At 71.5% G+C, this 26,568-nt stretch carries 28 protein-coding genes; 11 read left to right on the top strand and 17 right to left on the bottom strand.

All coding sequences use genetic code 11. From position 1 onward, the window contains the following. The first annotated feature begins 25 nt into the window (after positions 1 to 25). Positions 26 to 1,273, top strand: coding sequence for a sensor histidine kinase (locus ACZ7CF_RS29055; RefSeq protein ID WP_360400190.1), 1,248 nt, complete (start codon positions 26 to 28; stop codon positions 1,271 to 1,273). A gap of 79 nt (positions 1,274 to 1,352) precedes the next feature. Here ACZ7CF_RS29055 and ACZ7CF_RS29050 read toward each other — a convergent pair whose 3' ends face one another. Next, on the bottom strand, positions 1,353 to 2,945 hold the full coding sequence (locus ACZ7CF_RS29050; RefSeq protein ID WP_470371039.1) for a serine/threonine-protein kinase: 1,593 nt from the start codon (positions 2,943 to 2,945) through the stop codon (positions 1,353 to 1,355). Positions 2,946 to 2,955: 10 nt separating this feature from the next. Then, positions 2,956 to 3,684 carry a hypothetical protein gene (locus ACZ7CF_RS29045; RefSeq protein ID WP_360400184.1) on the bottom strand — a complete coding sequence of 243 codons (729 nt, stop codon included), beginning with the start codon at positions 3,682 to 3,684 and terminating at the stop codon, positions 2,956 to 2,958. 109 nt (positions 3,685 to 3,793) lie between these two features. On the opposite strand from ACZ7CF_RS29045, the gene ACZ7CF_RS29040 reads away from it, so the two are divergent. Further along, positions 3,794 to 4,657, top strand: a complete 864-nt coding sequence (locus tag ACZ7CF_RS29040; protein WP_470371038.1) for a hypothetical protein — start codon at positions 3,794 to 3,796, stop codon at positions 4,655 to 4,657. Between the two features lie 94 nt (positions 4,658 to 4,751). Here ACZ7CF_RS29040 and ACZ7CF_RS29035 read toward each other — a convergent pair whose 3' ends face one another. From ACZ7CF_RS29035 to ACZ7CF_RS28995, 9 genes are all read right to left on the bottom strand, one after another. Then, positions 4,752 to 5,096: an RNA polymerase-binding protein RbpA gene (locus tag ACZ7CF_RS29035; RefSeq protein WP_053738343.1), complete on the bottom strand. Its 345-nt coding sequence runs from the start codon at positions 5,094 to 5,096 to the stop codon at positions 4,752 to 4,754. A 66-nt stretch (positions 5,097 to 5,162) separates the two neighbouring features. Next, positions 5,163 to 5,408, bottom strand: a complete 246-nt coding sequence (secG, locus tag ACZ7CF_RS29030; RefSeq protein WP_030470276.1) for a preprotein translocase subunit SecG — start codon at positions 5,406 to 5,408, stop codon at positions 5,163 to 5,165. Positions 5,409 to 5,502: 94 nt separating this feature from the next. Beyond that, complete coding sequence (tpiA, locus tag ACZ7CF_RS29025) at positions 5,503 to 6,291, bottom strand: triose-phosphate isomerase (RefSeq protein ID WP_360400177.1); 789 nt, start codon at positions 6,289 to 6,291, stop codon at positions 5,503 to 5,505. Between the two features lies 1 nt (position 6,292). Beyond that, complete coding sequence (locus ACZ7CF_RS29020; RefSeq protein ID WP_470371037.1) at positions 6,293 to 7,486, bottom strand: phosphoglycerate kinase; 1,194 nt, start codon at positions 7,484 to 7,486, stop codon at positions 6,293 to 6,295. Positions 7,487 to 7,506: 20 nt separating this feature from the next. Then, positions 7,507 to 8,511: a type I glyceraldehyde-3-phosphate dehydrogenase gene (gene gap / locus ACZ7CF_RS29015; protein WP_053738345.1), complete on the bottom strand. Its 1,005-nt coding sequence runs from the start codon at positions 8,509 to 8,511 to the stop codon at positions 7,507 to 7,509. Positions 8,512 to 8,646: 135 nt separating this feature from the next. Beyond that, a complete protein-coding gene (gene whiA, locus ACZ7CF_RS29010) occupies positions 8,647 to 9,633 on the bottom strand; it encodes a DNA-binding protein WhiA (protein WP_360400170.1) in 987 nt (328 codons plus the stop codon). Then, positions 9,624 to 10,592 carry a gluconeogenesis factor YvcK family protein gene (locus ACZ7CF_RS29005; protein WP_458434354.1) on the bottom strand — a complete coding sequence of 323 codons (969 nt, stop codon included), beginning with the start codon at positions 10,590 to 10,592 and terminating at the stop codon, positions 9,624 to 9,626. The genes whiA and ACZ7CF_RS29005 overlap by 10 nt, the downstream gene beginning before the upstream one ends. A gap of 5 nt (positions 10,593 to 10,597) precedes the next feature. Continuing rightward, positions 10,598 to 11,455, bottom strand: coding sequence for an RNase adapter RapZ (rapZ, locus tag ACZ7CF_RS29000; RefSeq protein WP_053738354.1), 858 nt, complete (start codon positions 11,453 to 11,455; stop codon positions 10,598 to 10,600). An 847-nt stretch (positions 11,456 to 12,302) separates the two neighbouring features. Further along, complete coding sequence (locus ACZ7CF_RS28995) at positions 12,303 to 12,875, bottom strand: HD domain-containing protein (protein ID WP_470371036.1); 573 nt, start codon at positions 12,873 to 12,875, stop codon at positions 12,303 to 12,305. A 49-nt stretch (positions 12,876 to 12,924) separates the two neighbouring features. Between ACZ7CF_RS28995 and ACZ7CF_RS28990 the strand changes: the two genes are divergently transcribed. Further along, the gene (locus tag ACZ7CF_RS28990; protein WP_470371035.1) at positions 12,925 to 13,353 is read left to right on the top strand and encodes a hypothetical protein; all 429 of its coding nucleotides are present in this window, start codon (positions 12,925 to 12,927) and stop codon (positions 13,351 to 13,353) included. Between the two features lie 139 nt (positions 13,354 to 13,492). Here ACZ7CF_RS28990 and uvrC read toward each other — a convergent pair whose 3' ends face one another. The 4 genes from uvrC to ACZ7CF_RS28970 form a co-directional block, all read right to left on the bottom strand. Next, on the bottom strand, positions 13,493 to 15,415 hold the full coding sequence (gene uvrC, locus ACZ7CF_RS28985) for an excinuclease ABC subunit UvrC (protein ID WP_360400161.1): 1,923 nt from the start codon (positions 15,413 to 15,415) through the stop codon (positions 13,493 to 13,495). A 42-nt stretch (positions 15,416 to 15,457) separates the two neighbouring features. After that, the gene (locus ACZ7CF_RS28980) at positions 15,458 to 15,943 is read right to left on the bottom strand and encodes a Rieske (2Fe-2S) protein (RefSeq protein WP_360400158.1); all 486 of its coding nucleotides are present in this window, start codon (positions 15,941 to 15,943) and stop codon (positions 15,458 to 15,460) included. A 106-nt stretch (positions 15,944 to 16,049) separates the two neighbouring features. Continuing rightward, positions 16,050 to 16,448: a Rieske (2Fe-2S) protein gene (locus tag ACZ7CF_RS28975; protein ID WP_360400155.1), complete on the bottom strand. Its 399-nt coding sequence runs from the start codon at positions 16,446 to 16,448 to the stop codon at positions 16,050 to 16,052. A gap of 9 nt (positions 16,449 to 16,457) precedes the next feature. Continuing rightward, the gene (locus ACZ7CF_RS28970; protein WP_360400152.1) at positions 16,458 to 16,946 is read right to left on the bottom strand and encodes a hypothetical protein; all 489 of its coding nucleotides are present in this window, start codon (positions 16,944 to 16,946) and stop codon (positions 16,458 to 16,460) included. 268 nt (positions 16,947 to 17,214) lie between these two features. Here ACZ7CF_RS28970 and ACZ7CF_RS28965 point away from each other — a divergent pair, with 268 nt between their 5' ends. The 4 genes from ACZ7CF_RS28965 to ACZ7CF_RS28950 all read left to right on the top strand — a co-directional run bounded on the left by ACZ7CF_RS28965 (position 17,215) and on the right by ACZ7CF_RS28950 (position 20,677). Further along, the gene (locus ACZ7CF_RS28965; protein ID WP_360400149.1) at positions 17,215 to 18,759 is read left to right on the top strand and encodes a helix-turn-helix domain-containing protein; all 1,545 of its coding nucleotides are present in this window, start codon (positions 17,215 to 17,217) and stop codon (positions 18,757 to 18,759) included. Then, positions 18,759 to 19,235: a hypothetical protein gene (locus ACZ7CF_RS28960; RefSeq protein WP_360400146.1), complete on the top strand. Its 477-nt coding sequence runs from the start codon at positions 18,759 to 18,761 to the stop codon at positions 19,233 to 19,235. The genes ACZ7CF_RS28965 and ACZ7CF_RS28960 overlap by 1 nt, the downstream gene beginning before the upstream one ends. Before the next feature lie 123 nt (positions 19,236 to 19,358). Beyond that, positions 19,359 to 19,820 carry a hypothetical protein gene (locus ACZ7CF_RS28955; protein ID WP_360400143.1) on the top strand — a complete coding sequence of 154 codons (462 nt, stop codon included), beginning with the start codon at positions 19,359 to 19,361 and terminating at the stop codon, positions 19,818 to 19,820. After that, the gene (locus ACZ7CF_RS28950) at positions 19,817 to 20,677 is read left to right on the top strand and encodes a hypothetical protein (RefSeq protein ID WP_458431196.1); all 861 of its coding nucleotides are present in this window, start codon (positions 19,817 to 19,819) and stop codon (positions 20,675 to 20,677) included. Before ACZ7CF_RS28955 ends, ACZ7CF_RS28950 begins: the two co-directional genes overlap by 4 nt. A gap of 56 nt (positions 20,678 to 20,733) precedes the next feature. Here the strand turns inward: ACZ7CF_RS28950 and ACZ7CF_RS28945 are convergent, their stop codons facing one another. Next, positions 20,734 to 20,925 carry a S1 RNA-binding domain-containing protein gene (locus tag ACZ7CF_RS28945; protein WP_360400137.1) on the bottom strand — a complete coding sequence of 64 codons (192 nt, stop codon included), beginning with the start codon at positions 20,923 to 20,925 and terminating at the stop codon, positions 20,734 to 20,736. A gap of 186 nt (positions 20,926 to 21,111) precedes the next feature. Here ACZ7CF_RS28945 and ACZ7CF_RS28940 point away from each other — a divergent pair, with 186 nt between their 5' ends. The 4 genes from ACZ7CF_RS28940 (at position 21,112) to ACZ7CF_RS28925 (ending at position 24,991) form a co-directional block, all read left to right on the top strand. After that, positions 21,112 to 22,074 carry a helix-turn-helix transcriptional regulator gene (locus ACZ7CF_RS28940; protein ID WP_458431195.1) on the top strand — a complete coding sequence of 321 codons (963 nt, stop codon included), beginning with the start codon at positions 21,112 to 21,114 and terminating at the stop codon, positions 22,072 to 22,074. Then, positions 22,071 to 22,997 (top strand): sigma-70 family RNA polymerase sigma factor, encoded by a 927-nt coding sequence (locus tag ACZ7CF_RS28935; protein WP_360400131.1) that lies wholly within the window; start codon positions 22,071 to 22,073, stop codon positions 22,995 to 22,997. Before ACZ7CF_RS28940 ends, ACZ7CF_RS28935 begins: the two co-directional genes overlap by 4 nt. Positions 22,998 to 23,126: 129 nt before the next feature. Beyond that, positions 23,127 to 23,843: a sulfite exporter TauE/SafE family protein gene (locus ACZ7CF_RS28930; protein WP_470371034.1), complete on the top strand. Its 717-nt coding sequence runs from the start codon at positions 23,127 to 23,129 to the stop codon at positions 23,841 to 23,843. After that, the gene (locus ACZ7CF_RS28925; RefSeq protein ID WP_458431192.1) at positions 23,840 to 24,991 is read left to right on the top strand and encodes a hypothetical protein; all 1,152 of its coding nucleotides are present in this window, start codon (positions 23,840 to 23,842) and stop codon (positions 24,989 to 24,991) included. Before ACZ7CF_RS28930 ends, ACZ7CF_RS28925 begins: the two co-directional genes overlap by 4 nt. Here the strand turns inward: ACZ7CF_RS28925 and ACZ7CF_RS28920 are convergent. Then, positions 24,939 to 26,558: an alpha/beta hydrolase gene (locus ACZ7CF_RS28920; RefSeq protein WP_470371033.1), complete on the bottom strand. Its 1,620-nt coding sequence runs from the start codon at positions 26,556 to 26,558 to the stop codon at positions 24,939 to 24,941. The two genes, ACZ7CF_RS28925 and ACZ7CF_RS28920, sit on opposite strands and share 53 nt — an antisense overlap. Positions 26,559 to 26,568 lie beyond the last annotated feature (10 nt).

Below are 26,568 nucleotides of genomic sequence, written 5' to 3'. Positions count from 1 at the left end.
AGCAGGTCGGGGTGAAGGGGCAGCCATGCCAACCGCCGCATACGCGCAGTACGGTGAGGATCGCACCGCTCACAGGGGAGGTCGGATCCTGACCACGACGCTGCTTCCGGCCCGGCGGTCGACGGCGACCGGGGCCGGGTCGCTCTGGCCGCTGACCGGTGGCGTCCGGCAGGTCGCGGCCGACCTGGGGCTCGTGCTCGTCGGGGTGCTCGACGTGTGGCTCGGCATGTCGTGGCTGGCCGACGAGCACCCGCCGGCCTACTCGCTGTGGCTGTCCTGGATCGCGGCCGCAGTGCTGCTGCTGCGCCGCCGGTTCCCGTTCGTGGTGGCGCTGCTGACCATCCCCGGTTTCTTCTTCGGCTGGGCGCAGATGGCCGCGATGATCGCCCTGTACGCGGTCGCGCGCCGGTACGTGTGGGGCTGGCAGACGCTGGCCGCGGGCGTGCTGGTGTGGCTCAGCCGCTCGGCGCTGTGGCCGCCGGAGGACTTCCTCAAGTTTCCCTGGTACGCCCACCTGCACTCGGCGATCCGCGGCGTGATGATCGCGGGCCTGCCGATCGCGCTGGCCCTGCTCGCCCACGCCCGCCAGCAGCTCGCCGACCGCATCGCCGAGCTCGCCGAGTCCCGTGAACGCGAACGGGTCCTGAATGCGCACGCCGTCCGTGCCGACGAACGCGCGCGCTTGGCCCGTGAGATGCACGACGTCGTGTCGCACCAGGTCAGCTTGATCGCCATGCAGGCGGGCGCGCTGCGGATGGCCGTGGCGAACGCCGAGCACAAGCAGGTGGCCGCGACGATCCGCACGTTGTCGACCAGGACCCTGGACGAGCTGCGCCAGCTCGTGTCCGTGCTGCGCACCGCCGACGGTGACGACGTGACCCAGCCCGGTGTCGGTGAGCTGCCCGAGCTCGCCGCCGACGCCGGTTTCGAGGTGGAGCTGCAGGTCAACGGGCCGGTGAACGACGTGGCGGCCCCGGTGTCCGGCGCGGTCTACCGGACCGTGCAGGAGGCGCTGACCAACGTCCGCAAGCACGCACCCGGTGCCACGGCGCAGGTGGTGGTGGACGCGGGCGACGAGGCCGTGCGCGTGGAGGTGCGCAACGCGGCGTCACCCGAGCCCGGCCAGTCGCTGCCCAGCGGCGGTCACGGCCTGGTCGGCCTGCGGGAGCGCGCCACGCTGCTCGGCGGCGAGTTCTCCGCGGGCCCCACCGAGGAGGGCGGCTACCTCGTGACGGCGTCGTTCCCGACCCAGCGCACCGCCGCCGACAACTAGCCGTTTGATGTTGAGGTGGTAGTACTTGCAGACGCCTTGAGAGGCAGGCGCGGGAGATCGCGGAACTGTTCGAGTGCGGTCAGCGCTTGGAGGCCAGCGCCGCGGAGAGGCCGGCTGCCGCGCCCAGCACGCCGCAGGTGATCGCGATCGGCAGCACCGGTTCCCTGTCCAGCAGCACCGACACGAGCAGCCACACCGCGAGCCCCAGGCCGAACCCGAGGGGCACCGACGCGATCACCGCGCCCACCCCGGTCTGCCGGCGCCGCAACGCCCGCAGGTTCGACTCCAGGTACGCCAGCGTGAACAGCAGCAGCAGCGCGGACCCCGTGCCCATGATGCTCAGCCACGGCGTCTGGTTCGACACAAGCAGGAACTCGCGTCCGTCCACCGCCGCCGTGACCGCGCCGCCGACGACCCACCGCGCCGCACCGGGCAGCTCGAACCCCTCCTGCCCGCGCACCACGTCCGCGAGCGGGAGACCGGCCAGCGACACCGTCAGCCGCTGCCCCTCGACCGCCACCGGCTCGGACAGGTTCGCCGGGTACGACGGCAGGTCCCGCCCGGACACCGCGAACGGCACCGCCACCAGCGCGATCAACGCAGCCGCGGCCACCAGCCACAGCCACCACGGACGGGCCGCCGGCGTGATCACCTGCGCGGCGGGCACCAGGGTGCCGCTGCCGCTCAGCCGGGCGGCGGGCACCGGGTCGGTGAGCGTGGCGCGGACCGGCTGCTGGGTGATCGAGATCGTGTCGCGCGGCTGGGTGGGCCGCGCGGACGGCCGCGCGGCGGACACCTGCGGCGCCAGGTGCACGGGCATGCCGAGGTGCATCAACCAGTCCGGCCCGAACAGGTGGCCCGCCGCACCGGCGAGGTCCACGGCGAACGTCTCCGCGTTGCGGTAGCGGGCCGACGGGTCGCGGGCCAGGCTGCGCATGACCACGCCGGCCAGCGGACCGGGGACGTTCGTCAACGGCCGCGGGTCCTGGTGGACCCGCTTCTGGATCATGGCGAGCGCTCCGCCGCCGCGCTCGAACGGCAGGTCGCCGCTCAGCAGCTCGTACAGCACCGTGCCCGTGGCGTAGACGTCCGCGGCGGGTGTGAGCGCGTTGCCCAGCGCCTGCTCCGGCGCGATGTAGGCGGGTGTGCCGAGCACCGCGCCGGCGTGCGTGACGAGCGTGGCGCCCTCGGACACCACCTGCGAGATGCCGAAGTCCGCGACCTTGACCAGGCCGTTCGAGGTGAACAGCAGGTTCTTCGGCTTCACGTCGAGGTGCAGCACCCCGGCCTCGTGCGCGGCGTGCAGCCCGGAGAGCGCCGCCAGCACGATGCCGCAGGACTGCTGGGCGGTGAGACCGGCGGAGGCGAACCGGGACCAGACCGTGCCGCCGTCGAGGCGTTCCATGACGAGCAGGTGCTCGCCGTGCTGCCGGACGTAGTCGTACACGGGCACGATGTGCGGGTGGTCGAGCCGGGCGAGCAGCCGTGCCTCGTGCTCGAACCGCTCGCTCATCCGCGGGTCCTCCGCGACCGCGGCCGGCAACCGCTTGATCGCCACGGGACGGCCGAGCTGCCGGTGCACGCCGCCGTACACGACGCCCATCCCGCCCTCGCCGATCTGCTCGCCGACGGCGTACTGCGGGAGCGCGGCGACCACACTGGACAATGTCACCGGGCAGTCCTCACAGTCTCGGGATCCTCACGGTATCCACTTCGGACAGTTGCTGTTGCTGTTGCTGTTCGCCCGGATGCGGCGTCACGTAGCCGAGGAGCAGTGCCACCGCGGCCGCGCCGACGACGAACGGGATCTCGGCGGAGGGTGACGGCGCCACGAGGCGCAGCACCGACAGCGTGAACACCGCGATCAGCCCGGTCCCGATGCCGGCCGGCAGGAACCGCATCGCCCGCTGCCACCGGTTCGCGGGCAGCCGCCGCCGCGCCAGCGCGATCAGCGCGCCCAGCCACGACAACGCCGTCAGCGCCAGCACGCCCAGCCCGAACGCGCCGTAGACCGACCACAGCGAGCCCCGGATGTCACCGGTGGCGTCGATCGAGGCGAGCACCTCGCGCTGCGGGCCGATCACCTCGACCGAGACCGGCAGCAACCCGATGGCCTGCGCCCCCAGGTCAGCGGGCTCCAGCGGGAACGACCGCGTCTCGGTCTCCCCCGCCGGCACGTCGAACGGAACCGTTGTGTCGTAGGCGAAGAAGGTCAGCGCCAGCGCGGACCCGCTGATCCGCACCGTCTTCACGTGCTGCACCGTGTCCGTGTCGTTGCGGACCGTGACCGAGACCCTGGCGGTGCGGTCCGGGTCGAGCACCATGACCGTCGCGCCCACCGGGGTGCTGTCCACTGTGGCTTCGAGCGTCACCGACCCGCCCTGTGCGGACGCGGTTGACGGCAGCAGCATAATTCCGCACCACAGCAGTAAACCTGCACCGGTCGTACGACGTCTCACTAGCGCACCTTCGGTTCTGATCCGGGGAGAGGGAATGCGGTCTTCAGTCTTACTCGCGGCCTTGACGGCCGGTGTTACGGTGCTGGTCGCCACACCGGCAGCCGCCCAGCAGCAGCTGACCGTGTCCGCGAACCCCGGCACCGGACCCGCGGGGTCGAGCGCGACCTTCACCTGGACGGGCTTCTACAGGTGCAAGGGCACGATGCGCATCAACTGGCCGGGCGGAAGCGTACTGGCCACCGCGCCGTGGGTGGCTAACGGTTCGGTCACCGCGACCATCCCGGCCGGCGCCAAGGCCGGTCAGTACGTCTTCACCGCGACCGACGAGTGCAACCGGATGGCCCGCAACACCTTCGTCGTCACCCCGCGGCCGGCCACGACGACGACGCAGCCGCCGGTCACCATCCCCCCGGTGACGAACCCGCCGGCCACCGACCCGCCCGTCACACGCCCGCCGGTCACCACGACCACCACGACCACTCCCCCGGTCACGACGACCACCACCACGACGACGACCACCGCACCGTCGTCGTCGGGCACGTCGTCGTCCACCGACCCGTTCGGCTCCTCCGGTGACGGCGTCCTGGTGCTGGACAAGGAGAACATCCAGCCCGGTGAGGACCTGACCGCGACCGGCACCGGCTGTCCGAAGGGCGCCGGCGTGACGCTGAAGTCGCTCGGCCAGGACGTCGGCAAGGCCACCGCCGACGACAACGGCGGCTTCACCGCGCCGGTGCGGTTCACGAACATCGAACCCGGCCGGCACAAGGTGCGCGCCGAGTGCGGCATCACGCTCGTCGGCAACGTCGACGTGACGCTGTCCAGCTCGTCCGGTGGGAGCAGCAGCACGCTCGTGGTGCTGGTGTTCTTCCTGCTGGTCGGTGCCGCGATGCTGCGCCGCCAGTTCTCCGGCCTGCGGCGGTGACCCTCCGGCACCCCCAGGTAGTGCCTGAACACGCGAAAGGCCCCCTCTCCGCAGATGAGGGGGCCTTTCGCGTTGATCGGGAACTCCGTGAGCCCTACGGCTCCTCGCGCTGACGGCGCAGCTTGGCGAGAGCCTCTTCGAGGATCGCCTCACCGTCCGCGTCGGAGCGCCGCTCCTTCACGTACGCGAGGTGCGTCTTGTACGGCTCGTTGCGCGGAGGCGCGGGTGGCGTCTGCTCGTCACGACCTGCCGGCAGGCCGCAGCGCGGGCAGTCCCAGTTCTCCGGAATCTCCGCGTCGACCGCGAAAGACGGCCGGGACTCGTGACCGTTCGCGCACCAGTACGACACCCGACGGCGGGGCGCGGACTCGCCGCGCTCCGACTCACCCATCGGTCCTGCGCCGACGCGGGTACCGCGAATCGCGTTACCACCGGACATCGACCGTTACACCCCCACCAAGTGGTTACCCCAAGCCCCGGAGGGCTTCTGCCGCTGAACGGTTGATCAGCTGCCCGCGCCGGGCAGCTTGATCAGCAGTCCGATGCCCACGATCGCGATGATCCAGACCGCGCCGACGAACAGCGTCAGGCGGTCGAGGTTCTTCTCGACAACGGAGGAACCGGACAGACTCGACTGCATACCGCCGCCGAACAGCGAAGAAAGGCCGCCACCACGGCCGCGGTGCAGAAGCACGAGCAGCACCAGCAGCACGCTGGAGACGATCAACAGGATCTGCAGGAACAGGATCATTTCTTCCTCGCTGTCAGGCAGCCGACGCCATAGAGTACCTGTTCGACTGCCGAACGTGTGCAACCAGTGGGATTAAGGGTTTGTCCAGATCAACCTAGGGTAGAGGCCCGCCGGCAGCCAGAGCGCAGAGCTTGGTGAACTCGTCGGCCTGGAGGCTCGCGCCGCCGACCAGGGCGCCGTCGACGTCCTTCTGCCCGATGAGCTCACCGATGTTGGACGACTTCACCGAGCCGCCGTAGAGCACGCGGACGACCGCGGCGGTCTCCTCGCCGTAGGACTCCGCCACGAACGAGCGGACCAGCGAGCACACCTCCTGCGCGTCGGCCGAGGACGCGGTCTTGCCGGTGCCGATCGCCCAGACCGGTTCGTAGGCGAACACGATCTTCGCGACCTGCTCGGCGGTGAAGCCCTTGAGACCGGCCTCCAGCTGCCGGCGGACGAGCTCCAGGTGGCCCTTCGCCTCGCGGACGTCGAGCTTCTCGCCGAAGCAGAAGATCGGCGTGACCTCGTGCTTGAGGGCGGCGGCGATCTTGGCGTTGACCAGTGCGTCGGTCTCGCCGTGGTACTCGCGGCGCTCGGAGTGCCCGACCACGACGTAGTGGCAGCCGAGCTTCTTGAGCATCAGGCCCGACACCTCGCCGGTGTAGGCGCCGGAGTCGTGCTGCGAGATGTCCTGCGCGCCGTACTTGAGCAGCAGCTTGTCGCCGTCGACCAGCGTCTGGATGCTGCGGATGTCGACGAACGGCGGGAGGACGGCCACCTCGACCTTGGCGAAGTACTTCTCCGGCAGGGCAAAGGCGATCTTCTGCACGAGGCCGATCGCTTCGAGGTGGTTCAGGTTCATCTTCCAGTTGCCCGCGATGAGCGGGGTGCGCGCTGCCACCTCAGTCCTCCAGGACGCTGATGCCGGGGAGTTCCTTGCCTTCGAGGAACTCCAGGGACGCACCACCACCGGTGGAGATGTGCGAGAACCCGTCCTCGGGCAGACCCAGTGCGCGGACGGCCGCCGCGGAGTCGCCACCGCCGACGACGGTGAACGCGCCGGAGGCCACGAGCGCCTCGGCCACGGCACGGGTACCGCCGGCGTAGGTCTCGATCTCGAAGACGCCCATCGGGCCGTTCCAGAACACGGTCTTGGCGTCGGCGAGCTTCGACGCGAACAGCTCGCGCGACTTCGGGCCGATGTCGAGGCCCATCCGGTCGGCGGGGATCGAGTCGGTGCCGACGACGTCGTGCTCCGTGCTGCCGAACTCGGCGGTGACCAGCACGTCGACCGGCAGCACGAGCTCGACGCCGCGCTTCTCCGCCTCGGCGAGGAAGCCCTTGACCTGGTCGAGCTGGTCTTCCTGCAGCAGCGACGTGCCGACCTCGTGGCCCTGGGCCTTGAGGAACGTGTACGCCATGCCGCCGCCGATGAGCAGCCGGTCGACCTTGCTCAGCAGGTTCGCGATGACGCCGAGCTTGTCGGAGACCTTCGCGCCGCCGAGCACCACGACGTACGGGCGCTCCAGGTCGTCGGTGAGCTTCTTGAGCACACCCAGCTCGGCCTCGACGAGACCGCCGACGTAGGCGGGGAGCTTCTGCGCGACGTCGTAGACCGAGGCCTGCTTGCGGTGCACGACACCGAAGCCGTCGGACACGAACGCGTCGGCGAACGCGGCGAGCTCGTCGGCCAGTGCCGCGCGCTCCGCGTCGTCCTTCGAGGTCTCGCGGGCGTCGAAGCGGACGTTCTCCAGCATCACGACGCCACCGTCGGTCAGCGCGCCGACCGCGGCGGTCGCGGACGGGCCGACCAGGTCCTCCGCGAGCACCACCTCGGTGCCGAGCAGCTCACCGAGGCGAGCGGCGGCCGGTGCCAGGGAGAACTTGGGGTCCGGCTCGCCCTTGGGGCGGCCGAGGTGGGCGGTGACGACCACGCGGGCACCGGCACCGGCCAGTGCCTTGATCGTCGGCACCGACGCGCGGACGCGGCCGTCGTCGGTGATCTTGTCGCCGTCGAGGGGGACGTTCAGGTCGGCGCGCACGAGCACGCGCCGACCTGCGACACCCTCCGCGAGCAGGTCGCTGAGAGTCTTCACTGACTGTCCGTTCCCGCTGCTCAGATCTTGGAGGCGACGAGCTTGACCAGGTCCGCGAGGCGGTTGGAGTAGCCCCACTCGTTGTCGTACCAGCCGACGACCTTGACCTGGTTGCCGATGACCTTGGTCAGCGGCGCGTCGTAGATGCACGAGTGCGGGTCGGTGACGATGTCGGCCGACACGATCGGGTCCGTCGAGTACTTGAGGATGCCGGCCAGGGGGCCCTCGGCGGCGGCCTTGTACGCGGCGTTGACCTCGTCGACGGTGACCTCGCGCTTGAGCGTGACGGTCAGGTCGGTGGCCGAGCCGGTGGGGATCGGCACGCGCAGCGCGTAGCCGTCGAGCTTGCCCTGCAGCTCCGGCAGCACCAGGCCGATGGCCTTCGCGGCACCCGTGGAGGTCGGCACGATGTTCAGCGCGGCGGCGCGGGCGCGGCGCAGGTCCTTGTGCGGCGCGTCCTGCAGGTTCTGGTCCTGCGTGTACGCGTGGATCGTGGTCATCAGGCCCTGCTCGATGCCGAAGCTGTCGTTGAGGACCTTGGCGAGCGGCGCGAGGCAGTTCGTGGTGCAGGACGCGTTCGAGATGATCGTCTGCGACCCGTCGAGCTTCTCCTCGTTCGCGCCGATGACGACCGTCAGGTCCTCGTTCTTGGCCGGCGCGGAGATGATGACCTTCTTGGCGCCACCCTCGTCGACGTGCGAGCGGGCCTTGGTGGCGTCGGTGAAGAAGCCGGTCGACTCGACCACGACGTCGACGCCGAGGTCCTTCCAGGGCAGCTTGCCCGGCTCGCGCTCGGCGAGGGCCTTGATGACCTTGCCGTCGACGGAGATGCCCTCGTCGGTGACCTGCACGTCGGCGTCCAGGCGACCGAGGATGCTGTCGTACTTCAGCAGGTGGGCCATGGTGGCGACGTCACCGAGGTCGTTGAACGCGACGATCTCGATGTCGTGGCCGCCGGCACGCACCGCGCGGAAGAAGTTTCGGCCGATGCGACCGAACCCGTTGACACCTACACGAACCGTCACGACGGACTCCTTGCGTTCAGCTGGCTAGGAACAAGCCCACCCTATCTGCCGAACTGCGTCGCTGGTCACAGGGATAGTGAGTATCTCTGGATCGAGCCAGAAAAACAGGCCCTGACTAGGCCGTTCGGCCCATGGTCAGACCTCGGCCTCCAGCATCTCCGCCGTGACCGCCGACTCGGTGTCTGGCAGGCCCAGGTCCTTCGCGCGCTTGTCGGCCATCGCCAGCAGACGCCTTATGCGGCCGGCGACGGCGTCCTTCGTCATCTGCGGCTCGGACAGCTGGCCGAGCTCCTCCAGCGACGCCTGCCGGTGCGCCAGCCGGAGCTGGCCCGCGGCGGCGAGGTGGTCGGGGGCCTCCGGGCCGAGGATCTCCAGCGCGCGGGCGACCCGTGCGGCCGCGGCGACCGCGGCGCGGGCCGAGCGGCGCAGGTTGGCGTCGTCGAAGTTCGCCAGGCGGTTGGCGGTGGCGCGGACCTCGCGGCGCATGCGGCGTTCCTCCCAGGCCAGCACGCTGTCGTGGGCGCCGAGGCGGGTGAGCATGGCGCCGATGGCGTCGCCGTCGCGGATGACCACGCGTTCGGCGCCGCGGACCTCGCGCTGCTTGGAGGCGATGCCCATCCTGCGGGCCGCGCCGACCAGGGCCAGTGCCGCCTCCGGTCCGGGGCAGGTGATCTCCAGGGAGGAGCTGCGGCCTGGTTCGGTCAGCGAGCCGTGCGCCAGGAACGCGCCGCGCCACGCCGCCTCGGCGTCGCACACGCCACCGGACACCACGGGGGCCGGCAGGCCGCGCACGGGTCGGCCGCGCGGGTCGAGCAGACCGGTCTGGCGGGCGAGGCCCTCGCCGTCCTTGACCACGCGGACGACGTAGCGGGTGCCCTTGCGCAGGCCGTTCGACTGGATCGTGAACACCTCGGCGTGGTGGCCGTAGAGCGCCTGGATCTCCTTGAGGAGCCTGCGGGCCGCGGAGCCGAGGTCGAGCTCGGCCTCGACGACCACCCGGCCGGACACGATGTGCAGGCCACCGGCGAACCGCAGCAGGGACGAGACCTCCGCGCGGCGGCAACAGGTCTTGGATACCGCGAGCCTGCTCAGCTCGTCCTTGACCGCCGACGTCATCGCCACGGGTCTGTCCCTCCCACTCCGGTCTCCTCGACCACTTGCCTCAGGCAGCCTGCCAGTGCCTCCGGATCGTGCCGGTCGGCGGCGTCCGGTGCGGCGATCCTGGCCAGGTGCGTTCGCGCACCCAGTGCCGAGGCGGCTCGCGTCAACCGGTCCGGCGTCGGGACCGAGTCGACGTCGGCGATGACCGCGTCCACCTTCAGCTCGGGTGCGTGCTCGCAGACTACGTCCAGATGCCGCTCCGGTGAGAAACCGGCGGTTTCGCCCGGTTGGGGGACGAGGTTGAGCACGAGGACCTTCTTGGCACGCGTCCGCACCAGCGCGTCGTGCAGCTCGGGGACCAGCAGGTGCGGCAACACGCTGGTGAACCACGATCCCGGGCCGAGTAGCACGAGATCGGCGGCAAGTACAGCCTCCACCGCCTGGGGGCAGCCGGCAGGTCGCCCGTTCGGGGCAGTCAGCCGGATGCGCCGCACCAGTCCGGGCGTGGTGGCGATGGCGACCTGCCCGCGGATCCGGCGCACGTCGGTCTCGTCCTCGTCGAGCCCGGTGACGTCGGCCTCGATGTCGAGCGGGTCGTTCGACATGGGCAGCACCCGCCCCCGCACGCCCAGCAGCCGCCCGGCCACGTCGAGCACCGCCACCGGGTCGCCGAGCTGTTCGAGCAGCCCGGCGAGCACCAGGTTGCCGATCGCGTGACCGGCCAGCGCACCCGTGCCACCGAAGCGGTGCTTGAAGAGCGAGGTCCACAGCACGCTGTGCTCGTCCTCCCCCGCCAGCGCCGCCAGCGCCTTGCGCAGGTCACCGGGCGGCAGCAGGTCGGACAGCTCACGCCGCAACCGCCCCGACGAGCCCCCGTCGTCCGCGACGGTCACCACGGCCGTCACGTCCCCGGTCACCCGCCGCAACGCCGACAGCGTCGCGTGCAGCCCGCGCCCGCCGCCCAGAGCAACTGCCTTCAACTCCGTCACTCGCGTCCCAGATCCCTGTGCACAACCTTGACCGCCATGCCGTCCTCACTCGCCAGCCGCGCCGACAGCTCCTCGGACAGGGCGACACTGCGGTGCTTGCCACCCGTGCACCCGATCGCGAGCGTCAGGTACCGCTTGCCCTCACGCCGGTATCCGGCGCCGACCAGCCTGAGCAACTCGTGGTACCGGTCCAGAAATTCCTCGGCCCCCTCCTGCGACAGCACGTAGTTGCGCACCTCGCCGTCCAGTCCCGTCTGCTCGCGCAGCTCCGGGATCCAGAAGGGGTTCGGCAGGAACCGCACGTCCATGACGAGGTCGGCGTCCATCGGCAGCCCGTACTTGTAGCCGAAGCTCAGCACCGTGACCCGCGTCCGGGTGGCGGCCTCCGTGCCGAACGTGTCCTCGATCTTGGCCCGCAGCTGGTGGACGCTGAGCGCTGACGTGTCGAGCACCAGGTCGGCCTCCTGCTTGAGCGGCGTGAGCAGGACCCGCTCCGCCTCGATGCCGTCCTGCAACCGCCCGTCCCCCTGCATCGGGTGACCGCGCCGCACCGCCTCGAACCGCCGGATCAGCACGGCGTCGGTGGCTTCGAGGAAGAGGACGCGGGGCTTGTACCCGCGCGCGTCCAGGTCCTTGATGATCGACGCGAGGTCCTCGGTGAACGCACGACTGCGCACGTCCATGACGACGGCGACCCTGGTGATCGCCCCTCGCGCCTGCGCGCCGAGCTCGACCATCGTGGCGATGAGCTCCGGGGGCAGGTTGTCCACGACGAACCAGCCGAGGTCCTCCAGGCACTTGGCCGCGGTGCTGCGACCCGCACCGGACAGCCCGGTCACCACGGCGACTTCGATGCCGGACTTCTCCGCGTTCACGACTACGACTCCGTTACCTGTTCATGAGCGGGAGCGTCAGCTTCCGCTTCTCGGTGGGCTGTGCTGTGGGCGGTTCTGGGGTTCGGGCAGTTCTGGGCGGTTCTGGGGTTGGTGGGCAGCTCTGCGGTTGGGGCAGGTCTGCCGGTTGTGGGCAGCTCTGCGGTTCGGGCAGGTCTGCCGGTTCTGGACAGGTCTGCCGGTTCGGCGCGCCTTCCGTTCTTCCAGCGCGCCGGGTGCAGTCTCCACTGCGAGGCCCTCCGCGCGCGGCAGGTTCGGGCCACGGTGACGCGCGCGTCACGGTGAGGGTGCGCGCTTGGCCCACTTGGTTGGGCGCTTCGGGGCTGGTTGTGCTCCCGACTGCGGTGGCCGTCACTCGGACGGGTGAAGCTTGTCCGGATCTGCGCCTGGCGCCGTCTTTCAGATGTCTCAACACCATGGTCGTCTTCGCCGCGCCGAGAAGGAAGGGGGCGGGGGGCGGAGTGGTGGGCCGCCGAACGGGAGCAGTGGCAGTTGGGCGGGAGCAACGGTGGCTGAGCCAGACCGGTGGCTGAGCCGGAGCGGCGGCTGAGCCAGAGCGGTGGCTGAGCCGGAACGGCGGGCGGGTGCGTGGCGGCCGGACGTACGTGGCGGGCCGGTGTGCATGGCAGGCCGGTGCGCGTGGCAGGTGGGTGTGCATGGCTGGCCGGGTATGCGTGGCAGGCGGGTATGCGTGGCCAGCCGGGTGTACGTGGGGGACCGGTGTGCATGGCGGGCGGGTATGCGTGGCCGGCCGGTATCCGTGATGGGTGGGTGTGCGTGACGGGCGGGTGTGTGGCGAGCATCGGGGTCAGCCTGCGATGGGGTGGCTCGACTGGAAGGCCAGGCGGGCGTCCGCGGTGGAGGCGATGCGGTCGAGCTCGTCGTCGAGGGCGAGGAAGACGTCCCAGGGCTCGCGGGCGCTGGCCGTGGCGAGGTGGGTGGTCACCAGTTGTTCGAGGTCTTCGACGCGTTTGGCCTTCCAGGCCTTGTCGGCGAGGCTCACCAGGTGGTCCTCGAAGGTCGTGCCGGGGGCGGTCCAGGAGCCGTGGGTGCCGGCGAAGCGGGCCAGGTGGTCCGGCACGCCGTGGCGGAGGAGGAGGGCGTGGCCCGCCGGCTCGTGGGAGGAGCCCGGGGCGGAGAGTTCTGCGGGGTGTTCGACCTTGCCGATGTCGTGGGTGGCGGCGCCGAACAGGACCGCCTCGCGGTCGAACGGCACTTCGGGGTGGTGCTGGGCGACCCAGTCGGACAGTTGGCGGGCCACGTCGTGCACCGCGCGCAGGTGGGCGATCAACCGGGGTGGGGCCTGCAGGGTGATCAGGAGGTCGGCGGCCTGGGCGGGCAACGGGGAGAGCCAGTCGGCTTCGGTCAGGGCGCGGGTCATCGCTGCGGTGAGTGGCGGGGGCGAGGGTGTCGGCAGTCGCGGTGAGGGCGTGGGCGACGGAGACGGGACACGTGACTCGGCCGGGGTGCGCGGCGCGGTTGGGGCGGACGACGCGGCCAGGGTGTGCGGACCGGTCAAGGTGCGTGATGTGGCTGTGGCCGGCGATGCGGCTGGGGTGCGCGGCACGACTGGGGCGGGCGTCGCGGCCGAGGTGTGTGGCACGACCGAGGTGCGCGATGTGGCTGGGGCCAGCGATCCGGCCAGGGCGGGCGACGACGCGGCCGGGATGCGCGGCACCGCCGAGGTGCGCGACGCGGCCAGGGCAGGTGACGCGGCTGGGATGCGCGGCACTGCCAAGGCGCGCGACGCGGCTGGAGTGCGCGGCGCACCTGGGGTGGACGGCACGACCGGCGTGGATGGCTCCGCGTCGGCGGGTGGCTGGGCCGCGGCGGGTGCAGCAGCCGGACCAGGCGGCTGAACTGGTGCGAGCGGCTGCTCCGGAACCGGAGTGCTCGGCGGAGCCGAAGCAGCTGACGGAGCCGGAGCGCCCGACGGGGTCGGGGTGTGTGAGCAAGCCGCCGGTGTGGGTGGCTGGGGTGGGTCGGTGGGAGCGGGGGTCATGGGGCTGGGTCGGGGTGGGGCGCCGGGGTGGAAGGGGCGGACAGGGCCACGACCACGGCCTCGGCGGTGCGGCGGCCGAAGCCGGGGAGGTCGCTGATTTCGTCCACTGTGGCCTGTTTGAGTTTGCGGACCGAGCCGAAGTGGCGGAGCAGGGCGGCTTTGCGGGTTTCGCCCAGGCCGGGGACGTTGTCGAGCTCGGAGGCGATCATGCGCTTGGAGCGCTTTTGGCGGTGGTAGGCGATGGCGAAGCGGTGGGCCTCGTCGCGGATGCGTTGGAGGAGGTAGAGGGCGTCGCTGGTGCGCGGGAGGATCACCGGGTCGGGTTCGCCGGGGACCCAGACCTCCTCCAGGCGTTTGGCGAGGCCGACCACGGCCACGTCGGTGATGCCGAGCTCGGCGAGGACGTCGGCGGCTGCGGCGGCTTGGGGGGCGGCGCCGTCGACGACCAGGAGGTTGGGCGGGTAGGCGAACTTGCGGGGTTTGCCGGTGTCCGGGTCGATGCCGGGGTTGGGGCCGCCGGAGGCGGTTTCGCGGAGCATGGCCTGGAAGCGGCGGCGGACAACCTCGGCGATGGAGGCGACGTCGCCCTCGGTGGCGGCTTCGCGCAGGGCGAAGCGGCGGTACTCGGACTTGCGGGCCAGGCCGTCCTCGAACACCACCAGCGACGCGACCACGTCGGTGCCCTGGACGTGGCTGATGTCGATGCACTCGATGCGCAGCGGCGCGGTGTCGAGGGCCAGGGCGTCCTGCAGCTCCTGCAACGCGGCCGAGCGCGCGGTGAGGTCGCCGGCGCGGCGGAGCTTGTGCTGGGCGAACGCCTCGGAGGCGTTGCGCGCCACGGTTTCCAGCAGTGCGCGTTTGTCGCCGCGTTGCGGGACGCGCAGGGCGACGCGGGAGCCGCGCTGTTCGGAGAGCAGGTCCTCCAGGGCGGGGGCGTCGTCGGGCAGCACCGGCACGAGGACCTCGCGCGGTGTGCTCTCCGTGTTGTCGCCGTAGAACTGCATGATGAACTGGTCGACGATGGCGCCGTCGTCGACGGCCTCGACCTTGTCGAGCACCCAGCCGCGCTGGCCGCGGACCCGGCCGCCGCGCACGTGGAACACCTGGACGGAGACCTCGAGCTCGTCCTGCGCGAACGCCATCACGTCGGCGTCCGTGCCGTCGCCGAGGACCACGGCCTGCTTCTCCATCGCGCGGCGGAGTGCTCCCAGGTCGTCGCGCAGCCGGGCCGCGCGCTCGAACTCCAGCTCCTCCGACGCCTGCAGCATCTCGCGTTCGAGGCGGCGGACCATGTGGTCGGTCTTGCCGGCCAGGAAGTCGCAGAAGTCGTCGACGATGTCGCGGTGCTCGTCCGCGGACACCTTGCCCACGCACGGCGCGGAGCACTTGTCGATGTACCCGAGCAGGCACGGGCGGCCGATCTGGTTGTGGCGCTTGAACACACCGGCCGAGCAGGTGCGCGCGGGGAACACGCGCAGCAGCAGGTCCAGCGTCTCGCGGATCGCCCACGCGTGGGCGAACGGGCCGAAGTAGCGCACGCCCTTCTTGCGCGGGCCGCGGTAGACGTGCAGCCGCGGGTAGTCCTCGAACAGCGTGACGGCCAGCACCGGGTACGACTTGTCGTCGCGGTACCGGACGTTGAACCGGGGGTCGTACTCCTTGATCCAGTTGTACTCCAGCTGCAGCGCCTCGACCTCGGTGGTCACGACGGTCCACTCGACCGACGCGGCCGTGGTCACCATCTGCCGCGTGCGCGGGTGCAGCCCGGACAGGTCCGCGAAGTAGGAGTTCAGCCTGCTGCGCAAGCTCTTCGCCTTGCCGACGTACACGACCCGGCCACCGGCGTCGCGGAACCTGTAGACGCCGGGGGCCTCGGGGATCGAGCCCGGAGAAGGGCGGTACGTCGAAGGATCTGCCACGTGACCCAGCCTAACGACGGGGTCTGACAAAAGTGGAAAGGGTCAGGCCAGGACCACCTGGTCGCCGTCGACGCGGACCTGCACGGCGCGCAGGCCGGAGGTGGCGGGGCCCTTCTTGACCTTGCCGTCCGCGGCGGCGAACTGGCTGCCGTGGGAGGGGCAGGTGATGGTGCCGGCGGACGGTTCCGCGACCATCGAGCCCTGGTGCGGGCAGGTGGCGTCGTAGGCCTTGACCTCGGTGGCCGAGATGCGGGCGACGACGATCTTCTTGCCGCCGGGTGCGTCCACGACGGCGCCGCCGCCCTCGGGCACGTCGGCCAGCGCGACCAGCGCACCTCCCGCCGCACCGGTCGAGCCGGTGGAGCCGGTGGAGCCGGTGGAACCGGTGTTGCCGCTCCCCTGCTGGGTCGGTGCGGTGCCGGACGACGTGCCGGGTGAGCTGCAGGCCACGAGGCCGCTGGGCACGGCGAGGGCAACCGCGATTCCGCACAGGGCAGCCCGCCTGCTGACTGGGCTTTCGGTGGTCACGACCGATCCTCCGTGGTGGGTGGTGTTCGGGGTCACACCACAGCAGTACGCGATCCGGGCGGCGGAAGTTCAGCGACGGGCCGGATGCACAGCAATTCCACAGGTCTCAGGCGAGCAGCAGGTCATCACCGGACAGGGTGATGGCGACCTCGGTCAGGCCGGACGTCGCGGGTCCTCTGCGGACGGCGCCGGTGGCCGGGTCGAAGGTGCTCCCGTGCAGCGGGCAGGTGATCACGCCAGCGGCGGGCGGGTTCACCAGGGAGCCCACGTGCGGGCACGAGGGGTTGAACGCCCGGTACTCACCCGGCCGGGGCTGCACGACGAGGAGCTGGGCGTTGCCGGGCATGTCCACCAGCACGCCGCTGCCCTCGGGCACGGACGACGCGGGGGTGACCCGGTCCCCCGCACGGGCGGTTCCGACACCGCCCGTCTTGCGCGGCGCAGGCTCGCCACACGCACTCAAAGCCGCGACGAGCCCGCACAACAACACTGAACGACGGTCCACGGGTGCCGATTATCGGCGCTGGTCCTCCGCGACGGCCGTCCGGGCCAGGGCGAGCACTGCGGTGAACGGCGGGAACCAGTGCCGCGAGTGCGACGGCGGGTTCGCCCACCGCAGGGAGCCGTACCTGGTCATCGTGGGTGGCAGCGCGATCCGGTGGGGCGAGCGCACGAACTGGACCTCGGCCGGGGCCTTGAGGTGCGTCGGTAGCAACGCGACCAGCTCGGCGAGGAAGATCCAGTGCTCGCGGGGGCCGGGGATGACGGTGACCGGTCCGGCGAGCATGCGCGACTTCAGGTCGGCCAGCACGCGCGACCCGATGCGGGCCGGCATGGCGAGCGCGGTGGTGGCGGGCCCGAGGGGCAGGAACACGCCCTGTTCGGTGACCTGCACCTGCCAGCCGAGCAACCGGTAGCCAGCGACGGCCTCCCCGATCGCCCGGTCGTGTGCCCTGTTCTGTGGGACACCGGCTTTGCCGGTCTCCGCGGTCGTGAGGCTCATCGGCGGTCGTCCTCCCCTTCGGGTGGGTCAGGCACTCGGTCACGGGGATCGACCCGCGACCCGACGATGTGCAGGGTGCTTCGCACTTCGCGTCAGCACCACTCGCCCGGTGCATGGGCTTCATGCAGCGGACGCATGAAGCTCATCCGCCGGGCGGGGGTACCGGGGGTGCGACACGCGTACCCATTACGTCTTATGCATGAGATGGATGGACTGACGATCACGGCTCCGTACACTTGGTAATCGCTCAGTGACGGGAGCGATGCCGATGGATGCCGCGAGACCCAAGTCCAGGCGCGCCTGCCCGTGTGGGGCGTTCATCGCCGCCGACAACACCGACCGGTTGTGCCACCGGTGCCGCCGCAACGCCCGTTCCGGCGTGCACGGCCCTCCCGCGGTCCCCGACGACTTCTGGGACCACCCCTCGGTCGCGGCCGCCTGCACCGACCGCGACATGGGCGCGTTGATCTCCGCGTACCGCCACCACCCGCACCACCTCAGCCGGGTGTCCCAGGACCGCATGGCGGCGTGGCTCGGCATCAGCCAGGCCCAGCTCTCGCGCTACGAGTCGGGTGAGAACCCGATCGACCGCCTCGACCGGTTGCGCCACTTCGCGCTGGTGCTCGGCGTGCCGGGCGAGCGGCTGTGGTTCGACCGGGTCGTCATCCCAGCTCAGGTGGGTTCCCCCGGTTCGGGCCCACCGGATGTGCTCGCCGCCCCGTGGGAGGCGACGAGCATTGCCCGTTCGGTCGAGGAGACGGCGAGGAGCGACTTGGCGATCAGCAGACGAGCGGCGCTCACGGGAGCGGCCGCGGTGACGGTGGGGTCCGCACTGGTCGAGCCGTTGCAGCGCTGGCTGCACCCGTTGCAGAACCTGTCGCGGTGGTCGTCGCACTCGGCGATCAGCGAGGAGGAGCTGGCGGCGTTGCAGCAGGTCGCGGACGGCCTGCGCGGCTGGGGCGGCCGCGGTGGTTTCGGGCTGGCCCGCAAGGCCGTGCTGGGTCAGCTCGACGAGCTGGCCGAACGGCTCCAGCGCGCCCCCGCGGGCCCGTTGACGGAACGAGCGTTCTTCATCGGCGCCGAGCTGTCGAAGGTGGCCGCGAGCATGTCGTTCGACGCGGGCCTGCACAACGCGGCCCAGCGCTACTACGTGCTCGCCATCCGGATGGCGAAGGCCGGTCAGAACGACGGTTTCGCCGCGTTGTGCCTGGCCGCGATGGCCCGGCAGATGTTCGACCTGGGCCGCCCGGAGGACGGTCTGGAGCTCGTGCAGCTCGGCCAGTACGGCACCCGCCGCACCGGCACGCCGACGTTGAAGGCCCTGCTGCTCACGCGCGAGGCCTGGGCCTACGCGCAGCTGGGCAAGGTCCGCGAGTTCCACCAGGCCGTCGGCATGGCGCAGGACAGCTTCGCGCAGCGCGACTCGTCGCACGAGCCGGACTACCTGCACAGCTTCGACGAGGCCGAGCTGGAGGGCGTCATCGGCGCCCGCTGCCGCGACCTCGCGATGCATGACCCCTCTCAGGCCGTGTACGCCGAGCAGCACATTCGGCGTGCGTTGGAGCTGAGGGACCCCTCGAAGGTGCGCAACCGCGCCTTCGACGTGATCGGACTGGCGCGCACCAAGATGGTCGCGGGAGACCCGGAGGCGGCGTGCGGGTTGATCAACGAGGTCCTGCCGACGGCGGCGAAGCTCTCCTCGGGCCGGGTGCTGCGCAAGCTGGAGGACTTCGCGAAGGAGGCGGCACGGCACCGCCACATCCCCGCCGTGCAGGACACGCGCGACGCGATCAGGGCGATTCGGACCGCCTGATGCGCGTCGGTGTCACCGGTCACAGCAACCTGGTCCCCGAGTGCGTCCCGGCCGTCCGCGCCGCGCTGTCGGCGGTCTTAGCCGGCTTGGGCCGGCCGCTGGTCGGCGTCACGTGCCTCGCGCCGGGCGCCGACCAGGTGTTCGCGCGCGCGGTGCTGGACCTGGGCGGGCAGGTGGAGGTGGTGCTCCCGGCGCTCGACTACCGCGACCGGCTCAAACCGCACCAGGTCGCCGAGTACGACGAGCTGCGGTCGGCCGCGACGGTCGTCAGCGTGCTGCCGCACATGACGTCGGGCCGGCTTGCCTACGTCGCCGCGAACGAACGCGTGCTGGCCTCGGTCGAGCTGCTCGTGGCGGTGTGGGACGGGGTGCCGGCGCAGGGCAGGGGCGGCACGGCGGACGTGGTCGAGCAGGCACGGGCGTCCGGGGTGCCGATCGAGGTCGTGTGGCCGCCGGAGGCGCGCAGGAAGTCGTGAGCACGGGGGTGGGGCCGTGCCCGGGGTTGCGCTACGCCACCTGAGCGAAGTTCGTCGGCAACCGGACCAACTCGTCGCGCAGCCCTACCCACACCCCGCCCCCGTTGATCACGCTTCCGGGACATGGCAGCCGATCCGTTCGCCCGCTTGGCCGACCGCCAGCACTCCCTGCGAACAGCACTGCGCGCACTCCAGGCGACCCACCCCGGCAGCCCCGAGCTCCCCGCCCTGCTCGCCGACACCGACCGGGAGGTCCAGGCCGTCGTGCAGGCGCGCAGGGACGTCGAGTCGGCGCGGCTCACCGTCCCGAACCGGGTCGTCGCGGCCGTCACGGCGGTCGCGGCGCTGACCGTGGTCATCGGGTGGTTCGACCCCTGGTCGCTGGTGTCGGTCGTCCTCGCGCTGGCGGTCGCGGCCGCGGTGCTCGTGGACCCCACCGGCACGCGGCTGTGGGAGCCGCGGGCCCGCACCGCCGCCATCTCCGCCGCGCTCGCGGGGGTGCTGCTCACCCCGGTCCTGCGCGGGTGGGCGGCACTGGCCGTGGTCGCGGGTGGCGTGTGGTGGGCGTGGAGGACGCTGCGGTGAACATCGACCCGGTCAAGGCGCTCGGCGACAAGGTCGAACGGCTCAGGAAGGACCTCGGCACCCTCACCGCGCGCCTCGACGACGTCGAGACCGCGGGAGCGCAGCAGCAGCTCAGCGCCACCAACCAGATCAGGGACAACAACCGCAGGCTCACCGGGACCAACGACCGGGTGAGCGAGCTCGCCGAGAGCGTCCACCGGCTCGAGCGCCTGCTCGTCGCGCTCAACCGCAAGGTGCGGGCGGGGGTGGCGGAGAGGGCCGACTTCGACGACTGGCCCGGCATCGACCAGACGCTCGTCGACACGATCCTCGCGGGGCAGGACGCCTACGCGCGCAAGACGTTCACGCCGCAGGAGGCGCAGGACACGCGCAAGCTGATCGCGCGGTACGACGCCCGGCTCGCCGAGGCGATCGACGCCGCCGAGGGGCTCACGAACCTCCCGGCGAACGCGGAGTCGTTGTGGCGCGCCAAGTACGCGCGGTGGCAGGCGTTCGGGAAGCTCGGGCGGCGGCCGCCGGCACCGGACGACGAGGCGCACGCCGGGGACGCCGCCGCACGGTCGCAGGGCAACGAGGCGGTCGCCGAGGCACGCCGGCAGATCCGCGAGCGCATCGAGGACGCGGTCGCGCGCGACCTGCTGTTCCCGGCGTGGTTCGAGAACGCGCTGGGACCCGCCGCACCACCGGGGTGTGCGGACGACTGGCTCTGCACGGCAACGGACGTGGTGCTGTACCGGCTGTTGCACGGCGTCGACAGCCCGGCGGACGCGCTCGGCCCGGCACCCCGGGAACAGGGGCACCGCAGGACCTTGCACGACCGGCTGGTCGGCGAGTGCGCGGAGTACCGCAGGGCGTGAGCACAGGACCGGACAGGGCGCCTCTGTCCGGTCACGCGCTCATGCGGTCAGGCGGATCAGGCCAGTTCGAGGCTGAACCGCTGCTGCGCGTCGTCCACCACCAGCACCTTCACCTGCACGGTCGAACCGACCTCGGCCTGCTGACCGTGCAGCAGCCCGTGTGCCCCGGCGGGGTGCTCGACGAACGAGCCGAACGGGACGGTCGAGACGACCTTCCCGGAGAAGACATCACCAACGTTGGGAAGCATTGCGCATCACCTCCTCTCCCGTGCGCAGTTCCCCTTGAGAACGGAGGAAGCGCGGGGGTGGAGGGGCCCTGATCAAGTCAGGGCCGGGCAACCGTTCCGCTCACGGCACAGGGCCGACCCGGCAGTCATACCGGGAAGACTAGCCACTTCCCGCGGTTGTCCGCAATGGAACTTAGACTTCCGCCCATGCTGGAGACGTCCGCACGGCTGCTGAAGCTGCTCTCGTTGCTGCAGGTGCGGCGCGACTGGACGGGCCCGGAGCTCGCCGGCCGGCTCAGCGTCGACGTGCGCACGATCCGCCGCGACGTCGACAAGCTGCGCAGCCTCGGCTATCCCGTCACGTCGCTTCCCGGCGCCACGGGCGGGTACCGGCTGGGGGCGGGTGCCGAGCTGCCGCCGCTGCTGCTGGACGACGACGAGGCGGTGGCCGTCGCCGTAGGACTCAGGACCGCGGCGAACGGCACGGTCGCGGGCATCGAGGAGACGTCGGTGCGCGCGCTCACCAAGCTGGAGCAGGTCCTGCCGAGCCGGTTGCGCAGGCGCGTCCAGGCGTTGCAGGCCCACACCACTCCCCTGGTCGCGGGCGGGCCGGTGGTCGACGCGGAGACGCTCACGGTCATCGCCGCCGCCTGCCGGGACCACCAGCAGCTGCGGTTCACCTACGCCGCCACGCACGGCGAGCCCGCGAAACGGCTCGTCGAGCCGCAGGGGCTCGTGCACACCGGCCGCCGCTGGTACCTCGTGGCGTGGGATGTGTCCAAAGAGGACTGGCGGACGTTCAGGGTCGACCGGATCACCGAGCAGCCGGCGCTCGCGGCCCGGTTCGCGCCGCGCGAACCGCCTGCCCCCGAGCTCGGCGAGTTCGTGTCGCGCCAGGTCGCGTCGAGCGTCTACACCTACCAGGCCGTGCTCACGGTCCACGCACCCGTGCGGGCGGTCGCCGAACGTTCGACGCCCACCTCGGTGTCGCTGGAGGCGATCGACGACGACACGTGCCTCGTGCGCACCGGCGCCGAGTCGCTCGACCGGATGGTGTTCTTCCTGCTGTACCTGGGTTTCGACTTCGAGGTGCACGAACCGCCGGAGCTCAGGGACCACATCGGCACGCTCATCGACCGCATGCGCACCGCGATCGGGGTCCGGGGATGACGGCCACGACCGACTTCGCCACCGCGGTGGACCCGTACCGCCGCGAGCTGCTCGCGCACTGCTACCGGATGCTCGGCTCGCTGCACGACGCCGAGGACCTGGTGCAGGAGACGTACCTGCGGGCGTGGAAGTCCTACGACCGGTTCGAGGGCCGGTCGTCGGTGCGCACCTGGCTGTACCGGATCGCCACGAACGCCTGCCTCACCGCGCTGGAGAGCCGCGCCCGCCGGCCGTTGCCGTCCGGGCTCGGCACCCGCGGCGCCACGCAGGACGACCCGCTCACCCAGGACCACGAGGTGCCGTGGCTGGAGCCGTTCCCGACCGACCCGGCGGCGATCGTCGCGGAACGGGAGAGCACGCGGCTCGCGTTCGTCGCGGCGCTGCAGCACGTGTCACCACGGCAACGCGCGGTGCTGATCCTGCGCGACGTCCTGCGGCTCAGCGCCGCAGAGACCGCCGACCGGCTGGACATGACCGTCGCCGCGGTCAACAGCGCCCTGCAACGCGCCCACGACCGGCTCAAGGACCTCAGCGAGGACCAGGTCACCGAACCGGGCGGGGCGCGGGAGCTGCTCGACCGGTGGGTCGAGGCGTTCGTGGCCAAGGACATCCCGGCGATCGTCGCGCTGTTCAGCGAGGACGTCGTGTGGGAGATGCCGCCGTACCCGCAGTGGTACCGCGGCCCGGACATGATCGCGTGGCACCTCGTGCACCAGTGCCCGGCCGTCCCCGGCAGGGCGCGCATGATCGCGACGGAGGCGAACGGCCAGCCCGCCTACGGCCTGTACCTGGCGGACGGGGACGGCGTGTTCCGGCCGTTCAACCTCCAGGTGCTGGAGGTCGGGCACGACCGGATCACGCGCGTCTCGTCGTTCTTCGACCTCAGCCTGTTCCCGCGGTTCGGGCTGCCTTCGACCGCATGAGGTCCGAGCAGGAAGCCGCGGCGGGACGAGGTCGTGGCGCGGACCGCGGGTGCGCTTGACCGACGTCAGGAGAACACCGGGCGAAACCGGGCCCTCCGCCGATCGGACCACTCGCTAGCATCGCGACCCATGGGCTGGGGGATTGTGGTCGCAGGAGCGGTCGTCGCGGTGGGCGGGCTGTTACAGGGGTTGATCGGGTTCGGGCTGGCGCTCGTGGCGGTGCCGTTGATCGCGCTGCTGGACCCGGCACTGCTGCCGGTGCCGGTGCTGATGGTCGCCGCCGCACACGCGTCGATGTCGCTCGCCCGCGAGTTCGGCCACGTCGACTGGCGCGGTGTGGGCTGGGCGATGCTCGGCCGGCTGCCCGGCACGGTCGTGGGCGTGCTGGTCGTCGACGCGCTCGACCCGAAGGGGTTCGGGCTGGTCGTCGGCGGGTCGGTGCTGGCGTGCGTGCTGCTGTCCACCACGACCTGGCGGCCGGCGCCGAGGCCGGGGTCGCTCGTCACGGCCGGGTTCGCGAGCGGGTCGTTCGGCACGGCCACGTCGGTGGGCGGGCCGATGGTGGCTCTGCTCTACCAGAACCAGGCGGGTCCGCAGGTCAGGGCGACGCTCGCGGCGTTCTTCGTGCTCGGCTCCGGTGCCTCGATCCTCGCGCTGGCCGGCGCCGGGCAGGTCACCGCCCACCAGTTCCGGGCAGGGGTCGCGCTCATCCCGTTCCTCGTCGCCGGCTTCCTGCTGTCCGGGCCGCTGCGCGAGCGGGTCGACGCGGGTGGGATCCGCACGCCGATGCTCCTCGTCGCCGGGCTGAGCTCGGTCGTGCTGATCGTGCGGAGCGTGCTGTCGTGATCTGGTTCGCGGCCGCGACGGCGGTCTTCCTCTACTTCGCCCGGCCCGCGTGGGTGACGTTCGTCCTCGCCGGGCTCGCGACGATCGCGGTGCAGCCCTTCGGCCCCGGCTGGATCGGCGCGACCTCCGGGGCGCTGGCCCCCGACCTGGCCTCGCCGCGGCTGGTGATCGCCGCCGGGCTCGTCGCGTGGGCGGTCCGGCACCGCAGCTGGCGGATGGGCGCCGCGGCCGTCGTTTTCGGCGCGCTCGTGCTCTGCACCGACCGGGCGTTCATCCCGGTCCTGCTGCTCTTCACCGCCGCCGCGCTCGCCGCGGCCCCGCGCAGGCCGCTGCACTCCGGCGGGATCGTGGTCCTCGCGGTCGCGCTCGGGCTGACCTTCCTCGGTGTCCTCCCCGCCCGCCCGGTGGTCGAGGCCATGCCGGAGGTGGTCTGGATCGCGTTCGGGGTGGCCCTGCTGCTCGTCGCCGTGGCGCCGAGACCCGCCTGGGTGGCGCTCTCGATCGCCGGGTTCGGCTCGCTGGCGGCGTACACGGTGACGCTCAGCCCGATGTTCCTCACCAACCCGTGCACCCTGCCCGGAGCCGTGTGCGGCAGTGCGCCCGGCTGGTACTCCTCTGACGAACGCCCGGCACAGGTCGTCGTGTCCAGCGGAGCCACCGGGATCGGCAGCCTGGGCCGCGACGACATGCTGACCTACACGCCCGTGTGGTTCGTCGTGGCCGCGGTGCTCGTCTGGGCGATCAGGCGCCGCAGCTGGCGGGTCGCCGTCGCGGGCGTGGCGTTCGGCGCCGTGCTGCAGGCCGCTCCCGAACACGCGGCCATCCCGGTGTTCGCCGCCGCGGCCGCGGCACTCGGGCCGCGGCGGGACCCGTTCTACCTGGCGGGCATCGGGGTGCTCGCCCTCGCGCTGGCCGACCGGCAGGAACCGTGGACGCTGGCCGTCACGATCATCGCCATCACGGCCGGCCTCGCGCTCGGCTTCTGGTCCTGCGCGCGGAAGAACGGCGCCGACGGGGCCATCGCCGTGGTCGCGCTGGCGGTGGCCCCGGTGACGCCGTTCCTCACCGCGGGAGTGCTGCTCGCAACACCTTTGCTCAGAAGGGCTGCGTGTTGGGCTGGTACACCGAACCGTTCACCGGCGCCGTGAGGTCGACCAGGTACCTGGTCACCGCCGCGTCGGCACCCGCGGAGTCGCCCAGGATGCAGTGGCCGAACGCGTCGACGCTGATCAGCCGCGCGTTGCCGAGCTGCTGGGACATGCGGCGGGCGAACTCGTACTGCGTGGCCGGGTCGTAGTAGTTGCCGACCACGACGACCGGGTTCTTGGTCTTGCGGTGCCACGGGCCGATCCAGCGGTCCGGGTTGCGCGCCGGCCACGTCGGGCAGGTCAGCGCGTCAGAAGCGGCCTGGTAGCGGCCGAACGTGGGCGACTCCTTCTCCCACTTGGCCGCGGTGGACGCCCAGGTGCGGGTCGTCCTGGTGAACGGCTTGTCGATGCAGTTGACCGCGTAGTACGAGTCGTCGCTCGTGTACGGGGTCTCCGGCAGGCCGCGCACGTCGGCCAGGCCACCGTTGTTGTTCAGCGCGGGAACGTCCACAACGGACTGGACGCTCATCGTCTGCGCGGTGGCCGTCGCCGCGGCCGGGTTCTGCGCCGCGTGGATCGACTGCAGCCACGTGGCGAGCGCCTTGAACGTGGCCGGGTTGTACAGGTTGCTCGCGGTGCGGCCGACGACGTCCGTCAGCGTCACCTGCGTGCCGTCCGGCAGCGTCGTCGGGCCCTTGCGCAGGGTCTCGCGGATGCCGTCGAACTTCTTGCGGGCGTCACCGGCGAACGCGCACTTGGCGGTGCCCTCGGCGTCGCAGCGCTTGAGGAACGCGTCGAGCGCGATCTCGAAGCCCTTGGCGCGCTGGCGGTCGTACTCGGCGCCGTTGGTCAGGCGCAGCTTCGGGTCGACGTTGCCGTCGAGCACGAGCGCACGCGACCGCTCCGGGAAGATGTTCGCGTAGGTGGCGCCGAGCAGCGTGCCGTAGGAGAAGCCGACGTAGGTCAGCTGCCGGTCGCCGACCGACTCGCGCAGCACGTCGAGGTCGCGGGCGACGGCCTCAGTCGACATGTGGTTGAGCAGCGGACCGGCGTTGATCCCGCAGTAGTCCGTGTAGGCCTTCGACTGGCGGATCGAGCTCTCGATCTCCGCCTTGGTCGTCGGCAGGGCGAACCAGCCCTCGTTGACCGCGTCGGCCTCCTCCTGGGTGCGGAAGCAGCGCAGCGGGGCGCTGCGGCCGACACCGCGCGGGTCGAAGCCGATGAGGTCGAACTTCTCGAGGACCTCCTGGCTGAAGAAGCTCGCGCCGAACGCGCCGTAGATCAGACCGGCGCCACCGGGGCCGCCGGGGTTGATGAACAGCGAGCCGATCTTCTTCGCCGGGTCGGTCGCCGGCCGCTTCATCATGATGATGCCCGTCTTGTCACCGCGCGGACGCGAGTGGTCGACGGGAACTTCCTGGATGGCACAGCTGACCCTGGTGCGTTCGGCAGCAGGGATCGAAGCGAGCACATCCGCCGCGCACGGCCCCCAAGCGGCGGGTCTGACTGCTGCGGCGCCGGGCTGGGCGGAGGCAGTGCTCGCGCCCAGACCGGAGGCGATGGTGCCGAGCGCGAGCGCCGAAGCGAGCGCCGCGCGGCCGGCACGGGTGGCAAGGGAAGACGTCACCGGTGCAGCC

The sequence above is a fragment of the Lentzea sp. NPDC036955 genome, from assembly GCF_055608005.1.
This window is presented reverse-complemented; position numbering and strand designations above follow the sequence as displayed.

Excerpts from the sequence above, each read along its gene's own strand:
- ACZ7CF_RS29055 (WP_360400190.1), top strand. The coding sequence starts at position 26 with ATGCCAACCGCCGCATACGCGCAGTACGGTGAGGATCGCACCGCTCAC.
- ACZ7CF_RS29045 (WP_360400184.1), bottom strand. The coding sequence starts at position 3,684 with ATGCTGCTGCCGTCAACCGCGTCCGCACAGGGCGGGTCGGTGACGCTC.
- ACZ7CF_RS29035 (WP_053738343.1), bottom strand. The coding sequence starts at position 5,096 with ATGTCCGGTGGTAACGCGATTCGCGGTACCCGCGTCGGCGCAGGACCG.
- secG (WP_030470276.1), bottom strand. The coding sequence starts at position 5,408 with ATGATCCTGTTCCTGCAGATCCTGTTGATCGTCTCCAGCGTGCTGCTG.
- ACZ7CF_RS28995 (WP_470371036.1), bottom strand. The coding sequence starts at position 12,875 with ATGACCCGCGCCCTGACCGAAGCCGACTGGCTCTCCCCGTTGCCCGCC.
- ACZ7CF_RS28970 (WP_360400152.1), bottom strand. The coding sequence starts at position 16,946 with ATGAGCCTCACGACCGCGGAGACCGGCAAAGCCGGTGTCCCACAGAAC.
- ACZ7CF_RS28965 (WP_360400149.1), top strand. The coding sequence starts at position 17,215 with ATGGATGCCGCGAGACCCAAGTCCAGGCGCGCCTGCCCGTGTGGGGCG.
- ACZ7CF_RS28960 (WP_360400146.1), top strand. The coding sequence starts at position 18,759 with ATGCGCGTCGGTGTCACCGGTCACAGCAACCTGGTCCCCGAGTGCGTC.
- ACZ7CF_RS28955 (WP_360400143.1), top strand. The coding sequence starts at position 19,359 with ATGGCAGCCGATCCGTTCGCCCGCTTGGCCGACCGCCAGCACTCCCTG.
- ACZ7CF_RS28945 (WP_360400137.1), bottom strand. The coding sequence starts at position 20,925 with ATGCTTCCCAACGTTGGTGATGTCTTCTCCGGGAAGGTCGTCTCGACC.
- ACZ7CF_RS28940 (WP_458431195.1), top strand. The coding sequence starts at position 21,112 with ATGCTGGAGACGTCCGCACGGCTGCTGAAGCTGCTCTCGTTGCTGCAG.
- ACZ7CF_RS28935 (WP_360400131.1), top strand. The coding sequence starts at position 22,071 with ATGACGGCCACGACCGACTTCGCCACCGCGGTGGACCCGTACCGCCGC.
- ACZ7CF_RS28930 (WP_470371034.1), top strand. The coding sequence starts at position 23,127 with ATGGGCTGGGGGATTGTGGTCGCAGGAGCGGTCGTCGCGGTGGGCGGG.